The following is a 15700-nucleotide window of genomic DNA, read 5'->3' on the forward strand; positions in this document are numbered from 1 at the left end:
TTCTAAAGCTGCCCATTTATTTATTGCAATCGTAATTAGACTTTAATTAATTTTTTTACATTTTAGAATAATTAATTTTTCATCTAAAATCTTACTAAAAAATAAATATTGATTTCCACCATCTTGTATTTTTAATTTTTTTCGAATAAGCATCACACTATCAGGAAAGTTGCGTGTGGTCACATTTGCTTTCTGAATATTCAATTTTTTAAAAGCAATTTTGTTATAAGGTAAAATAGTTTCAATTAAAAATCGTCTACCCGGAAAATCAATCAACGTTTCAGATGTATATAAATGACTGTGTTCATGCAATTTTTTTAGAGACAATTGCTCACCTATTAATTTGAAGGCACCAGACTTTAAAATAGCAGCATTCGGTTCATACAAATATTGCAAGGGCTCTGAGAGGTTAGTAATAGCTTTTGCCTCAGCTTCAAAATTAAAATCAAAAGTTTGGTTATTCTCTTTTTTTAAATTGATTGTCTTTATTGTAATAGAACCATTATAGTCTTTCTTTAGTAACCACAATAATTCTTTAACCTCATTATTTACAGCGATAACATGAATTTCGGCAACATTTGAAAGCTCATTAATACCTAGAGATAAATCATGTAGTGGTGAAGTTTTCACTAAAATAGTATCAGTTTTTTCAAAAAGAATTTCAAGATGTTCGATAATATTTGGTGAACAATCTTCAAACTTAAATACCTTACCTTTTAAATCATTTCTACGTGAAGGGTCAATATAAATACAATCAAATTGACGTTTTGATTCTTTGACAAATGAAATTCCATCTTGAATTATCGAAAGTACATTTGTTGCATTTAGAATATTAAAGTTATGGCTCGCAATTTCAGCCAATTCCACGTCAATTTCACAATGGAAAACTTCACTAATTTTTTTTGAAAAAAAGTAACTATCTACTCCAAAACCACCAGTCACATCTACCAGTGAATTTCCAGTTACAATTTGCGATTTATACAGAGCAGTCAACTCAGAAGATGTTTGCTCAACATTGAGCTTTTTAGGATAATAAATACCTACAGAGTTAAACCAAGTGGGTAACTTTTTTTTGCACTTTTTTTTTGATTCTATTTGTTGCGCTAGTTCTTTTTGTGAAACCCCAACAAATTCTTGTTTCTTTAATAAAATCGACATTAAGTCGATATTTGTATTATTTTTTATAAAAACCTGTATATCAGTATTTAAGAGTAGTTTGTTCAAATTTTAGCTATAAGTCTTTAGTTAAAGATTTGACAGTCTTATTATCTGCTAAAAATTCCTTTAAAATTACTTTAATAGCAGTGTATCCGGGTACTGCGACAATCATTCCAACTACTCCAAAAAGTAATCCTGCAATTATAATTACAAGAAATATTTCTAATGGATGTGATTTTACACTATTCGAAAATATTAAAGGTTGTGAGAAGAAATTATCTACCAATTGACCAATGGTTAAACCTATTAAAATATATCCTGTTTTAGGAAGTATAACCGTACTAAAATCTGAACCTAAATTACTGGTCATTGTCAGTACGATCATTAGGCCTCCACCAATTATTGGACCTACGTATGGAATTACATTAAATAGCGCACATAAAAATGCAATTACGATGGCGTTTTCAATACCAACAATTAATAGAACTATAGTGTAAATGACAAAAAGAATTAGAATCTGAAGTAAAAGACCAACAAAATACCGTGATAATAGATTGTTTATTTTATCAATTGATTTAATGGTGCGTTGTTCGTTACGATCAGGTACAAAAGCGAGAATACCAGATTGAAATAATTTGCTGTCTTTTAAAAAGAAGAATGAAATAAAAAGCACTGAAAAAAGACCTATGCTCAAGTCTCCTAAAGTTCCCATTAATGAGTTCAGAAAATTGGGGATAAATCCAAAATCAAGATTAGCGAAAATCTTAGATTCTTTGATGCTTTTTTCTATATCATTTGGGCTAAGCCCTAAGTACTGGGTGATTTCTCTATAAAGGCCTTCTACATTTTGTTGTAAATCTTCAATATTAAGCAGTGATAGGTTTTTACCTTGCTCAGCCAATAGCGGAACAAAAAGCGCCAATATACCAACGAAAACACCAAGAATTAAGAGCATTGTGAGTACTACAGCTAAGGTGTTGGGGAATTTCAATTTTCGTCTTAAAAATAGAATTACCGGCCTACCAATTAAGGCTATAACGGCGGCTATTGCTAAATAAGCCAAAACAGATTCTATTTTATATAGAAAGTACAGGCCTAGTGCAATAGCAAAAAGAATACCGATGGCTCTTAGAATACCTTTTGAAATAATTTTTGCTGTCATTTGCTAATTCTTAAAAGCATAAGAAATAATATTTGCACCCATTTGTAGTGCTTTTTCACGTACTTCTGCGGGGTCATTGTGTACAGATGAATCTTCCCAGCCATCGCCTAAATCACTTTCAAAAGTAAAAAGTAATACTAGTCTATTTTCATAGGTAATGCCAAAAGCTTGTGGTCGTTTGCCATCATGCTCATGAATTTTAGGTAGACCTTCAGAAAATTTAAAGTTTTGTTTGAAAATAGGATGATCTACACCCAATTCTTCAAGTTGCGTATTTGGAAACACTTTTGAAATTTCTTTTTCAAGATAAGGCCGCATACCATAATTATCATCAATATGTAAAAACCCACCAGCTAAGAGATAAGTTCTTAAATTTTCAGCTTCCTCGGTAGAAAACACCACATTGCCATGGCCGGTCATATGTAGAAAAGGATATTGAAATAAAGATGAACTACCCACTTCAACGGCCTCAACCTTTTCTTTTAAGTTGGTATTAATAGTTAAATTACAATAGCGAATTAAATTTGGTAATGCAGTTGGGTTCGAATACCAATCACCACCACCATTGTACTTTAGTATTGCTAATTCTTGCGCATGAATGGGTAGTGCACAAAAAACTAAGCAAATGATGAGTACTAATTTATACGCTTTCATAATTGATGAAATTAAATCAATATAATTCCAAATTTAGTCATAATCATATTGATTGTTGACTGAGTATAATTAAGCATTGTTAATGACTGCGACAGTTGCACAAGCGACTAAAGCAGCAGTTTCTGTGCGCAATCTATTTTTGCCTAACGATACGGGTAAAAAACCTTTTTTTAGCGCAAGATCAATCTCGTTAGCACTAAAATCACCTTCAGGTCCAATAAGAACGGTAACATCATTATCTGCCGCTACTCTTCTTTTTAATTCCATTTTTTCACCTTCTTCACAATGTGCAATAAACAAAAGTCCATTTTTTTCTAATTCGAGGTAATCTGTGTATTTAATGGCCTGATTTAATTTGGGTAAATATGCCTGTAATGATTGTTTCATAGCCGATTGCAAAACTTTTTGCATGCGCTCAATTTTTATAATTTTTCGTTCAGAATGTTCGCAAATAATAGGGGTGATTTCATTAACGCCTATCTCTGTAGCTTTTTCAAGAAACCATTCAAAACGATCATTCATCTTGGTTGGTGCAACAACCAAATGCAAATAATGCATGGTTTTATGCTTTTTCTCTCTTGAAATTATTTCGGCCTTGCATCTTTTTATACTAGCATCAATAATTCTTGCTTGATAAATATAGCCCTTGCCATTAGTGATATAGAGTTCATCATCAACTTTTTTTCTCAGTACTTTAATAATATGCTTACTCTCTTCAGATGAAAAAGAAAATTGAGAAATAGAGTTATCAATTTCAGGATTATAAAAAAGTTGCATTTTGGTGTTTTTTACAATTTTAGGTGTTATTCACTTAGGCGGTATCTCGGTTGGGCTGTAATGTTTTGATCAGAAAAATGACCTTGCTTGTATTTTAAATGTCCAACTATACCAATCATTGCCGCATTATCTGTGCAATACTCAAATTTAGGAATAAACGTTGACCATCCTTTAGTTTTTTCGGCATCTTTCAAAGCTTTTCTAATTCCTGAATTAGCAGAAACTCCACCGCCTATGGCAATTTTTTTAATTCCGGTTTGTTTTACGGCCTTATTAAGTTTATCCATCAAAATGGAAATTATAGTATATTGAATGGATGCACAAATGTCATTTAGATTTTCATTTACAAAATCTGGATTTTCTTTCACGGCCTTTTGCGTAAAATATAAAATACTTGTTTTTAACCCACTAAAGCTAAAATTAAGTCCGTCTACTTTTGGCTTTGGAAATTTGAATTTAAGTGGATTTCCTTCATTGGCATATTTGTCTATAAGTGGTCCGCCAGGGTAGCGTAGCCCTAAAATTTTAGCACTTTTATCAAATGCTTCTCCTACTGCATCATCTAAACTTTCACCTAAAATTTCCATATCAAAATAATCTTTAACCAAAACAATTTGTGTGTGACCCCCACTAATAGTCATAGCTAAAAAAGGAAATTCAGGCATTTTTGAAATATCATCGTCTTCAATAAAGTGCGCTAAAATATGGGCTTGCATATGGTTCACCTCAATAAGTGGAATGCTTAAGCCGAGTGCTAAAGATTTTGCAAAAGAGGTGCCCACCAAAAGTGAACCCATAAGACCCGGTCCGCGTGTAAAAGCTATGGCAGATAATTGTTTTTTGTCGATATTTGCTTTAGCTAAGGCTTGATGTACAACTGGAACTATATTTTGTTGATGTGCCCTTGATGCAAGTTCGGGAACAACACCACCATATTGCTCATGTATTTTTTGTGTAGCAACAACATTGCTAATAACCTTCTGATTGATTAAAACAGCAGCCGCTGTGTCATCACAAGAAGATTCAATAGCTAAAATATAAATAGTTTCGTTTTCCACTTAGTTTGGAATAAATATTGGAGTACAAAAGTAAAACATAAAAGCGCTATCAAAAAACTGAGAAAAATACTGGTCAGAACACTATTGGTGTTAGTTCTCATATGCGTTTTAAGCACTATAATTCTCTCGTTGCCCATTGTTCAAACTCGTTTCGCTAAATACGCGACAACCTCAATAAACAAAGAGTTTGGTACAAATATTAATATTGCTAAATTAAGAGTTTCTTTGATTTCTTGGGATACAGCTCTTGAAGGTGTTTATATTGAAGACTTTAGAAAAGACACACTTTTTTATGTTAATGAACTTACTACATCTGTTTTGAGTGTCAAAAATATGATGGATGGTAAGTTAGAATTCGGTGAAATTGATATTGATAAGCTAGATTTTAAATTAATAAAATATCAAGATAGTATAAGCACAAACCTTGAAGTATTTATTGATAAATTAGATGATGGTGAGCCAAGAATACCAGGAACACCACCTTTCTTTTTTTCTTCCTCTAATGTAAATATTGCCAATAGTCATTTTCGTTTGATAGACGAAAACCAAGATAATATAAATGTTCTTGATTTTCAAAAGCTGAACATTACTGGTGATAATTTTCAAATTTTAGGGCCTGAAGTAGATGTTGATATTAAAGCTATGAATTTTAGTAGCGATAGGGGTATTGATGTAAGTAATCTAATCACAGAATTTAAGTATACCAAGCAGCAAATGCGCTTTGATTCTTTAACTATTAAAACACCACAATCTGAACTTTTAGGTAGTTTAAGGTTCGATTATGAACGAAAAGATTTTGCCGATTTTTTTAACAAAGTTGAAGTTAATGCACAGTTTGAAGAATCAGAAGTTGCTTTTGATGAAATCAATATGCTTTACAATAGATTTGGGAAAGGAAATAAAGCAATTTTTTCTTCAAATATTAGTGGTGTATTAAATGATTTAAACACGAATGATCTTTTTGTTGCATCAAACAATACCGGTATTCGTGGTGATTTTAATTTCAAAAATTTATTTACAAAATCGCAGCCTTTTTCAATGGATGGTAAGTTGAAAAATGTGACTACAAGTTATTATGAGCTCCGTTCTTTATTGCCGAATATTCTAGGGCAATCTTGGCCAACTTCATTTCGTAAACTAGGTCAGTTTACTATTCGTGGTGATGCCTATGTAACAGAAACTTCGATCAGTGCCAAAGTAAATTTGAATACTGCAATTGGCAGTAGTTACGCAGATTTAGATATGACTAATATTAATCATATTGATAATGCTGCATACAAAGGTTTTATCTCATTGATTGATTTTGATTTGGGTGATTTTGTTGAAAACAAAAGTCTAGGTAAAGCAACGTTAGATTTTAATGTTGAGGGTAAAGGTTTTGTGCAAAAGAACTTGAATACTGAAATTATTGGTCAAGTGTATTCGCTTGTTTTTAATGGGTATGAATATAATGATTTAAAGGTTTCAGGACTTTTAAAAGAACAACTTTTTGACGGTTCTTTAGTAAGTAATGATAAGAATGTACAATTCAGTTTTAAAGGATTAGCAGACTTAGGAAACAATCTTAATAATTTCAATTTTATCGCTTCTGTTGATTATATGGATCTTAAGAAGTTAAATTTCATAAATGACAGTATTTCTATTTTTAGAGGTAATGTAAATATGGATATTTCCGGAAACTCGCTTGATGATTTTGTGGGCGATATAAAATTCACGAAAACCATTTTTGAGAACAAGAATGACACCTATTATTTTGAAGATTTTAAGGTGTCATCATCCTTTGAAAAAGATTCAATACGAGTCATTGATATAAATTCTCCAGATATAATTACAGGTTATATGAAAGGTAAGTTCATGGTAAGTGAACTTGGTAAATTGGTGCAAAATTCAATAGGTAGTATTTATACAAATTATCGTCCTTTTAAAATATCTGATGGGCAAACTTTGAATTTTAATTTTAAAATTTATAATAAGATTGTAGATGTATTTTTTCCAGAAGTCAAATTCGATCCAAATACATTTATTAAGGGTAATATTATTGCCGATGATGGTGATTTTAAGTTGAATTTTAGATCACCAAGTATTGCTGCATATGGCAATCAAGCAGATCAAATTAATGTCACTATAGATAACAAAAACCCCTTATTTAACACCTTTATATCTGTAGGTGATTTATCTACCGCATATTATGATGTAAAAGATTTTAATTTAATAAACACCACGTTAAAAGACACCCTCTTTTTTAGAACTGAATTTACCGGAGGCAGTGAATATAATGACAGTTATAAGCTAAATTTTTATCACACCTTTAATAATGAAAATAAGTCAGTAATAGGTCTTAAAACTTCAGATGTTAGCTTTAAAGGAAATACATGGGTATTGAATAAAGATGGTAATACGCAAAACAAAGTAGTTCTTAATCGAACATTAGATAGTATTAGTATTCAAGAAATTGTAATGCACAATAGTGAAGATGAAGAAATACGCCTCAAAGGGCAGTTGGCTGATTCAACATACAAAGATTTAGAATTACAATTTAAAATAGTATCGCTAAATAAAATTACACCTGGGGTAGACAGTCTTAGGCTTCAAGGTGAAGTAAATGGTAAGCTACATGTGCTTCAGAAAGATGATATTTATTTGCCAACTTCAAACTTAGCAATAAACGAATTTGGTATTAATGATATTCGTTTAGGCGATTTAACTATTGGTATTGTCGGTAATCGTGATTTAACAGATTTTGTTGTGAATTCACAAATTACAGATAAGGGTATTGAAAAAATGGGCGTAGTTGGTAACATCAAAAATCAAGGTGATTTGCCTGAAGCAAATCTCCTAGTTAATTTTACCAATTTTGATATTGAACCATTTGCCCCGTTAGGTCAAGGAATTATAGGTGATATTCGGGGTGATTTGAATGGTAACGCAAGAATACAAGGTGTTGTAAATAATCCGGAGTTTAGTGGAATCTTAACTTTAGACAATGCTGGTATTGGAATTCCTTTTTTAAATACAAACTACAGTTTTGCAAATAATTCACGGGTAAACCTTGATAAACATACTTTCGATTTCGATAATATCGCGTTAACCGATGTAGCCACAGGCTCAAAAGCAACCATTGACGGAACAATAAGTCATGATTTTTTTAAGGCATGGGCACTTGATTTAAATGTAGATACCAAAAACGACCGATTTCTATTGTTAAATACTTCGTATGAAGAAGAGGTGCTATATTACGGTACTGCATATTTAAACGGAAAAGGTAGAATATTTGGCTCAACTAAAGCTTTAAATATTACTGTTGATGGAAAAACCGCTCGAGGTACTTCATTGAAAATTCCGTTGAGTGATGTAGCCACCGTTGGCGATTATTCATTCATCAATTTTGTTGATAAAACAGCTGTAGAAGAGCAAGATGAACAGCGTGTATTAGATACTTATCAAGGCATTCAAATGGATTTTGACCTCGATATTACAGATGAAGCAGAAGTTGAGATAGTTACAGATACACAAACAGGAAGTTCTTTGAAAGGTACTGGTGAAGGGCCTATGTTAATGCGAATTAATACCAAAGGAGATTTTCAAATGTTCGGCGAATACGCGGTTGTGACGGGTGAATTTAATTATAAATTGGGCGGTGTTATCAATAAGAAGTTTACGGTTGAGCCAGGTGGAAGTATTTATTGGAATGGTCCACCATTGGGTGCAGAGGTAAATATGAAAGCTGTTTATTCGCTAAATGCAAACCCTGCTCCGTTATTAGATAGTCAGTACACTAGAAGAATACCAACTGATGTGGTTATTTTAATGCGTGGTGAGCTAGAGAATATGGATATTGAATTTGATATTGAATTCCCTAGTACAAATTCTATAGTAAAATCTGAACTAGAGTATCGCTTGCAAGATCCTACCATTGAAGAGAAAAATGCTATTTTTCTGCTAGCTCAAGGATCTTTTGTAAATGATCAAAGCGGATTAAGTTCTCAAGCTGTAACCGGTAATTTAATACAATCGGCATCAGGATTATTAAATCAAGTTTTAGGGGGTGATAACGATAAGTTTAATTTAGGCCTTTCATATGAGCAAGGTATTTTGGATCGTAATTCTGATATTCAAACTGAAAATCGTCTTGGTGTTACGGTTTCAACAAAAATCAGTGATCGTATATTATTGAATGGTAAAGTGGGTGTACCAGTAGGTGGAGCCACAGAGACGGTAGTAGCTGGTGATTTTGAATTGCAAGTATTATTAAATGAAGAAGGTACCCTCAGCGCGAAATTCTTTAACAAAGAAAGTGAGATACAGCAATTTTTAGGCGAAAGACTAGGTTATACACAAGGTGCCGGAATTTCGTATCAAGTTGATTTTGATAGTTTTAAAGAGCTTTTTAGAAAGATATTTAATAAAGTTGAATCAGAAAATAAAGAGGTTCCACAGGTAAAAGAGTCTCCAAGTAGTGTTATGGGGCAAGATAGTTTAATTCGCTTTTATCCAAAGACCAGTACTGCATTAGCGCCTAATAATGAGTAGATAAATTAGATTTCCATTTAAGCAAATTGTTATTATTCTGTTATGGGTATGCTTATCCTATAAAAATCTACTATATAGAGTAGCACTTTAAGATTTCTTTGCTACTTTTGTTGGCTTAAAATTTTTGATGAAGTCGACAATAAAGAAAATAGGAGTTTTCACTTCTGGTGGTGATTCACCCGGAATGAATGCAGCCATACGTTCAGTAGTGCGCACATGTGCTTATATGAAGATTGAATGCGTAGGAATCTATAGAGGATACCAAGGTCTTATTGAAGGAGATTTTAAACCTATGGATGCCAGAAGCGTAAATAATATCATTAATAAAGGTGGTACTATTTTAAAATCTGCTCGATGTGATGAATTCAGAACACCAGAAGGTAGAGCTACTGCCCATGAAAAGTTAAAAGCTGAAGGAATTGATGGCTTAGTGGTTATTGGTGGTGATGGAAGTTTCACTGGTGCTTTAATTTTTAATAAAGAGTATAATTTCCCAATTATGGGAATCCCAGGCACCATAGATAATGATATTTTTGGGACAACATTCACACTAGGTTTTGACACTGCATTAAATACAGTTGTTGATGCAATTGATAAAATTAGAGATACCGCTAGCTCACACAACCGATTATTCTTTGTAGAAGTAATGGGTCGTGATGTTGGTCATATTGCTCTAAACGCTGGTGTTGGTGCAGGTGCAGAAGAAATATTAATACCAGAAGAAGATAGAGGGCTTGAGCGTTTATTAGAATCTTTAAAGCGTAGTAAAAAATCTGGAAAATCTTCTAGTATCGTAATTGTTGCTGAAGGTGACAAATCAGGTAAAAACGTATTTGAACTAAAAGAATATGTTGAAGAACATTTACCTATCTATGATGTACGTGTATCTGTATTAGGCCATATGCAAAGAGGTGGTTCACCGTCTTGTTATGATAGAGTACTTGCAAGTAGAATGGGAGTGAAGGCTGTTGAAGCTTTACTTGAAGGTAAAACTAGCCTTATGGTTGGTGTTCGTGATAATGAATTGATTTTAACACCAATTGAAAAGGCTATAAAAGGCCATACAAAATTGGATAAGGAACTGATTAGGGTTTCTGATATAATGACAACTTAGAATAATAATTTAAAAACAAGAATAATGTCAAGTTTAAAAGTAGGAATAAACGGTTTTGGAAGAATAGGTAGATTAGTATTTAGAGCTACGGTAAAAAGAGGTGACGTTGAAGTAGTTGCAATTAATGATTTGCTTGATGTTGAGCACCTTGCTTATCTTTTGAAATATGATTCAGTACACGGTAAATTTGATGGTACTGTTGAAGTTGAAGGCGGACATTTAGTTGTAAACGGAAAACAAGTTCGTATTACAGCTGAAAGAGATCCTAAAAATATTGCTTGGGATGCTGTTGGTGCTGATACTGTTGCAGAATGTACTGGTATTTTCACAACTTTAGAAACTGCTCAATATCATATTGATGGTGGTGCTAAAAAAGTTGTAATCTCAGCTCCTTCTAAAGATGCTCCTATGTTTGTAATGGGTGTAAATCATAAAGATGTAAAAGCATCAGATACAATCGTATCAAATGCATCTTGTACTACAAACTGTTTAGCTCCTTTAGCCAAAGTTTTAAATGATAATTTTGGTATTGAAGAAGCATTAATGACAACAGTTCACGCAACAACTGCTACTCAAATGACTGTTGATGGTCCTTCTAGAAAAGACTGGAGAGGTGGTAGATCTGCAATGTTAAACATTATACCTGCTTCTACTGGTGCTGCTGTTGCAGTAACTAAAGTTATTCCAGCTTTAAAAGGAAAACTTACAGGTATGGCATTTAGAGTGCCAACTGCTGATGTTTCTGTAGTTGATTTAACTGTTAGACTTGAAAAAGAAACTTCTTATGAAGAAGTGAAAAAAGCATTTAAAGCAGCATCAGAAGGTGAACTTAAAGGTGTTTTAGGTTATACTGAAGAAGCTGTAGTTTCTCAAGATTTCGTTAGTGATACTCGCACAAGTATTTTTGATGCAGGTGCTGGTATTGAATTAAACTCAAAGTTCTTCAAGTTGATTTCTTGGTACGATAATGAGGCTGGTTTCTCAAACAAAATGGTTGATTTAATTCAGCACGTAAATAGTCTTTAATAGACTTCAATAATCTATCAAAGGGTTTTGGTTATGCCAAAGCCCTTTGTTTATAGAATGTTCGTTTGATTAAACTTTCCTGTAATCTTAAAAGAAATATATGATTCTCATAGTTGATAGTGGTGCCACAAAATCTGATTGGATAGCTCTTGATGAAAAAGGCGAACAGCTTTTTTTAACACAAACACTTGGGCTAAGTCCTGAGGTTCTTACGAGAGAGGTAATTGAAGATAGGCTCGCTAACAATTTTGAGCTTTCTAAGAATAGAACAAATGTCACTAGACTTCATTTTTATGGAGCTGGCTGTGGTACAGATAGAATGAAAAAATTTCTTCGTGAAATATTTTCTGATTTCTTTCCGAATGCCAAAGCAGACGTAAAAGAAGATACCTATGCAGCTATTTTCTCAACTACAAAAATTGGTCATCAAGGTATTGTCTGTATTTTAGGTACAGGTTCAAATTGTAGTTATTATGACGGTCATCAATTATTTCAAAAAGTAACCTCATTAGGATATATTCCTATGGATGATGGTAGTGGTAATTACTTTGGACGAAAGTTAATTCGTGATTATTACTTTCATAAAATGCCGCAAGATTTAGGCATTAAGTTCAATAAAGAATATGATCTGGATGCAGATGTAATAAAGGAAAACTTATACAAGCAACCCAACCCAAATACCTATTTGGCAACTTTTGCGCGGTTCTTAATAGAAAATAAAGACCACCCTTATTGTAAGGGAGTAATTGATAAAGGTTTTCAGCAGTTTGTAAACAACTACATTATGCAATTTGAATTGGCTACAAAAGTGCCAATCAATTTTGTGGGTAGTATAGCGCATTATTTACGTGAAGAGCTCACTACAGTTCTTAAACGAAATGATTTAATTGTTGGTGTTATACGTCAAAGACCTATTGAAGGTTTAATGGAATTTCATAGAGAGACATTATAAACCTTCTTGATTCTAAGTACATTCTTAGATGAATCGAATATAATATTCAATGAGACTGTCAATATTTTATTGAACAGCAATCATTGATATTTCAACATTTACAAATTTTGGTAAATTGGCAACTTCAACTGTTTCACGAGCAGGAGCAGTTTCTTCGTTGAAATATTTAGCATAAACTGTGTTTACTTCGCTAAATTGATTCATATCACTTAGAAAAATTGAAGATTTAACAACATTTTCAAAAGTCATTTCAGCTGCTGCTAAAACAGCTTTTAAGTTCTGCATTACCTTTTCGGTTTCTGCAGAAATATCGCCTTCTACAAGTTGTCCGGTTGTAGCATCTAAAGGTATTTGCCCTGAAATGTATAAAGTATTCCCGCTTAGAACCGCTTGATTATAAGGTCCGATTGGCGCAGGAGCATCTGTTGTAGAAATTATTTTTTTCATAGCTACTATTATAATTATGTTATATTGATTTTAGCGTGAATTTCGGCTTCTATTCTCCCATTTTAAGTCACTAAGCAGTGAGCTTTTTATCCCAATAAAGAAAAACCAACGTTCATAATTTCCGAAAGGTGTCCAGTTGAATCGCAAAGTAAAACTTTTCAAATCTCGTTCAAAACGCAATTGTGTAAGCGTGAAGCCCATATTTTTAAAATCATAACCAGATGAGCCACCAACTTTCCAACGTGGTGATAATTCAATATCTCCAGAAAACATTAATGAGTGGCTACTAAATTCGTTCTGACGGGCAGAATTAGAGTAGCTTGCTGAATACGCTAGGCGAAGATCCCAGGGTATTTTTGTGCCGTAGATTGGGTTTTCTACATCTTCTGTTTTTTCCTTCACTTCACGGCCTCTATCTTCATAAAAGTCATCAGCCTTACCGAATAAATCATCATCGCGGCCACCACTTTGTGCGACGTAATCATATTCGCCAAGCTCGTCTTCCTCTTCTTCATCATCCTTTTTACGGCCAAAGGTTTTACTGTCAATTGAATAACCAACATTAATATTTGCACGTGTTAAGCGTAGAAGACTTCCGCCGTTATCTTTATTCCATACATTAATTCGGCGTCCATTATTATCAATGGCATAAGGGTCTAAGCCAGCTGAAAAGTTAATAGACATTTTCCTGTCAAGTATACTAGTACCACCATTCACACTAAGTGGACTCAATTTTAACGAATCTGATTCAAAATTATATCCTGTTGAAATATTAAAATTACTCAAGAGAGGTACTTTTTTAGCCTCAGTGGCTGTTGAATCTTTATCAGTGACCTTAGCCTCTAAAGTATTAGCAAGAGAAAAACTTAGGCTATTTGATTTATTTAAACTAGGTGCGCCATTCAGAGTTCCAGTAAATTTTGTAAACTGTTGTACTTCTCCGTTTGCATCTAAATATTCATCATAGAACTGCTCAAAAGAAGGGGTGTATCCATAGCTTAATGAAGGCCTTGCAACGTGTCTAATGGCTTGAATTTTTTTGTCTTCACCAAAATTAAAAGTACCATAAACAGTTGTACCAATACTTGCACTTAGGTTATACTTGTTGAAGCGATCAAAACCAGCAACAGTATCAGTAACTACTGCGGTAGCTTCTTCATCATATCTTTTGTTGTAGGTCTCCCAAGCCCAAATATCTTCATAAGAACCACCCATACTAACACTAAAAAATTTAGCTACTTTAAAGTTGGTGCTAATAGGTATTCGGTGTCGGGCACCCATAATGGCGTCATCAAACGAAAACTCTTCTCCAGTAGTGGTTATACTATTTCTATAATTAGCATCATACTGAAAATTGATGTTTTGTATTGCACCTTTCTTAATTCCTTCTCTTTTAGCGAATGGAAAAATACGTTCCATACTACCTTGAAAAGTCGGTAGTGTAATATTCACTACATCAGTATTTGTATTCTGACTGTGTGATGCAGTTAAACTCATATTCACCGACGGATATTCTGGAAAAGTTTTAGAATAGGATATAGATGAGTTTAAACTATTTGATTGCGTAAGTGGTAAGTTCTGTTGTAATAAAGAACTCTTGTAATAGGAGCTGCTACCAAGATTTACAGAAGCTGAGAACCTAGAATTAGGGCTAGCTTTTGCATCTTGTGAGTGAGAAATTTGAATATTATAAATACTACTACTACTGTAATCACTAAAACCTTTTTGACTGGTCACTAAATTTTCATATCTAAAATTTACATTTCCACGATATCGATATCGTTTTGCGTAAATAGATTGTCCTTTCAGTCCGTAACTACCATTTGTATAGAAATCCGCAGTAACAAGTAAATCGGCTACATCACCAATAGGTATGTAATAACCTCCATTTTGTAAAAAATAACCGCGTGTTGGATCATTACCAAAGGTTGGAATTTGAAGTCCAGCAGTTCTTCCATTAAAAAGCGGAAAATACGCAAACGGTAGTGCAATAGGTGTAGGAACATCAGCAATATATAAGTTGCTTAAGCCAGCAATGACTTTCTTTTTAGGAACAAATTTTGCTTTTCTAACACGTATGTAATAATCAGGATTTATAGTGTCTTGTGAGGTAGTTAACTTGCCTTCGCTTAAAAAGTAAACAGAGTCATTTTCCTTTTTTGTAATCTCTGCATACACATTCATATTATCACTACCCAATTGCCCAACACCAGCTTGTTGTTCTGTTCTAGAATTAAATATGAGTGCTTTTTGCGTATCAAAATTAAAACGAATAGAATCAGGTCTTACCTCATTATCCCCTTGTTTGAAATAGGGAAGTTGCGTGTAATTACCCAACGAATCTTTCATTCGCCCTGCATAAACTTCATTCTTTATATAATCTAAAACAATTACACCAGCTTTGAGTTCCGTATCTTGATAGTAAATTTCAGCCTCATTGTATAAGTATATTTTCTGCTCTTTTTGGCTTAAGCGAACATAATCTTTGGCTTTATAGTTTATCTTTTCAAGAAGTAAAGGTTCTTTGCCGTTTTTAGGTTTGGCCAAAATGGTATCGCTTTGCACGGAATCATTTTCAATGCTTTTTAAAAGCAATGGAGCCATGATAGAATCATTAGTAGCTTTAATAGGTAAAACCACAATATTATCTTCTTGCGCAACTCCTGAAAATAGGCCAGCAACGAAGAGGAATATAAAAAGTAGACAATGTTTATTTGGTTGCAATGCGATATATGCTATTTTTGTAACCGTTTAGCTGGCACGAGTAACTTTGTTTCAATCGTAATTCGTGTTCAAACTTACATATATTTTTGGTTCCCCTA

11 protein-coding genes are annotated in these 15700 nt (G+C 33.3%); 4 read left to right on the plus strand and 7 right to left on the minus strand.

The features are described from left to right. Positions 1-42 precede the first annotated feature (42 nt). The 5 genes from JQC67_RS11320 to tsaD form a co-directional block, all read right to left on the minus strand. Positions 43-1158, minus strand: coding sequence for a THUMP-like domain-containing protein (locus tag JQC67_RS11320; RefSeq protein ID WP_317198370.1), 1116 nt, complete (start codon positions 1156-1158; stop codon positions 43-45). Between the two features lie 73 nt (positions 1159-1231). Beyond that, entirely contained in the window at positions 1232-2320 is a 1089-nt protein-coding gene (locus JQC67_RS11325; protein ID WP_203252918.1) for an AI-2E family transporter, read from the minus strand. Positions 2321-2323: 3 nt separating this feature from the next. Continuing rightward, on the minus strand, positions 2324-2974 hold the full coding sequence (locus JQC67_RS11330) for a DUF4159 domain-containing protein (protein WP_203252919.1): 651 nt from the start codon (positions 2972-2974) through the stop codon (positions 2324-2326). Positions 2975-3043: 69 nt separating this feature from the next. Further along, positions 3044-3751: a 16S rRNA (uracil(1498)-N(3))-methyltransferase gene (locus JQC67_RS11335; protein ID WP_203252920.1), complete on the minus strand. Its 708-nt coding sequence runs from the start codon at positions 3749-3751 to the stop codon at positions 3044-3046. Between the two features lie 26 nt (positions 3752-3777). Next, positions 3778-4809, minus strand: coding sequence for a tRNA (adenosine(37)-N6)-threonylcarbamoyltransferase complex transferase subunit TsaD (gene tsaD, locus JQC67_RS11340; RefSeq protein ID WP_203252921.1), 1032 nt, complete (start codon positions 4807-4809; stop codon positions 3778-3780). An 87-nt stretch (positions 4810-4896) separates the two neighbouring features. Between tsaD and JQC67_RS11345 the strand changes: the two genes are divergently transcribed. The 4 genes from JQC67_RS11345 to JQC67_RS11360 all read left to right on the plus strand — a co-directional run bounded on the left by JQC67_RS11345 (position 4897) and on the right by JQC67_RS11360 (position 12431). Continuing rightward, positions 4897-9339, plus strand: coding sequence for a translocation/assembly module TamB domain-containing protein (locus JQC67_RS11345; RefSeq protein ID WP_317198371.1), 4443 nt, complete (start codon positions 4897-4899; stop codon positions 9337-9339). A 127-nt stretch (positions 9340-9466) separates the two neighbouring features. Further along, positions 9467-10453, plus strand: a complete 987-nt coding sequence (pfkA, locus tag JQC67_RS11350) for a 6-phosphofructokinase (RefSeq protein ID WP_203252923.1) — start codon at positions 9467-9469, stop codon at positions 10451-10453. Positions 10454-10477: 24 nt separating this feature from the next. After that, on the plus strand, positions 10478-11479 hold the full coding sequence (gene gap, locus JQC67_RS11355; RefSeq protein WP_203252924.1) for a type I glyceraldehyde-3-phosphate dehydrogenase: 1002 nt from the start codon (positions 10478-10480) through the stop codon (positions 11477-11479). A 100-nt stretch (positions 11480-11579) separates the two neighbouring features. Then, a complete protein-coding gene (locus tag JQC67_RS11360) occupies positions 11580-12431 on the plus strand; it encodes an N-acetylglucosamine kinase (RefSeq protein WP_203252925.1) in 852 nt (283 codons plus the stop codon). Positions 12432-12497: 66 nt separating this feature from the next. On the opposite strand, the gene JQC67_RS11365 is transcribed toward JQC67_RS11360, so the two are convergent. Together JQC67_RS11365 and JQC67_RS11370 are read right to left on the minus strand one after the other, a co-directional pair. After that, entirely contained in the window at positions 12498-12878 is a 381-nt protein-coding gene (locus JQC67_RS11365) for a RidA family protein (protein ID WP_203252926.1), read from the minus strand. A 30-nt stretch (positions 12879-12908) separates the two neighbouring features. Continuing rightward, on the minus strand, positions 12909-15602 hold the full coding sequence (locus JQC67_RS11370; protein WP_203252927.1) for a putative LPS assembly protein LptD: 2694 nt from the start codon (positions 15600-15602) through the stop codon (positions 12909-12911). Between the last annotated feature and the right edge of the window lie 98 nt (positions 15603-15700).

The organism is Aurantibacter crassamenti, assembly GCF_016811105.1.
GTDB lineage: Bacteria > Bacteroidota > Bacteroidia > Flavobacteriales > Flavobacteriaceae > Aurantibacter_A > Aurantibacter_A crassamenti.

Coding starts and splice junctions, on each gene's coding strand:
- JQC67_RS11320 (WP_317198370.1), bottom strand. CDS start 1,158: ATGTCGATTTTATTAAAGAAACAAGAATTTGTTGGGGTTTCACAAAAA.
- JQC67_RS11325 (WP_203252918.1), bottom strand. CDS start 2,320: ATGACAGCAAAAATTATTTCAAAAGGTATTCTAAGAGCCATCGGTATT.
- JQC67_RS11330 (WP_203252919.1), bottom strand. CDS start 2,974: ATGAAAGCGTATAAATTAGTACTCATCATTTGCTTAGTTTTTTGTGCA.
- JQC67_RS11335 (WP_203252920.1), bottom strand. CDS start 3,751: ATGCAACTTTTTTATAATCCTGAAATTGATAACTCTATTTCTCAATTT.
- pfkA (WP_203252923.1), top strand. CDS start 9,467: ATGAAGTCGACAATAAAGAAAATAGGAGTTTTCACTTCTGGTGGTGAT.
- gap (WP_203252924.1), top strand. CDS start 10,478: ATGTCAAGTTTAAAAGTAGGAATAAACGGTTTTGGAAGAATAGGTAGA.
- JQC67_RS11360 (WP_203252925.1), top strand. CDS start 11,580: ATGATTCTCATAGTTGATAGTGGTGCCACAAAATCTGATTGGATAGCT.
- JQC67_RS11365 (WP_203252926.1), bottom strand. CDS start 12,878: ATGAAAAAAATAATTTCTACAACAGATGCTCCTGCGCCAATCGGACCT.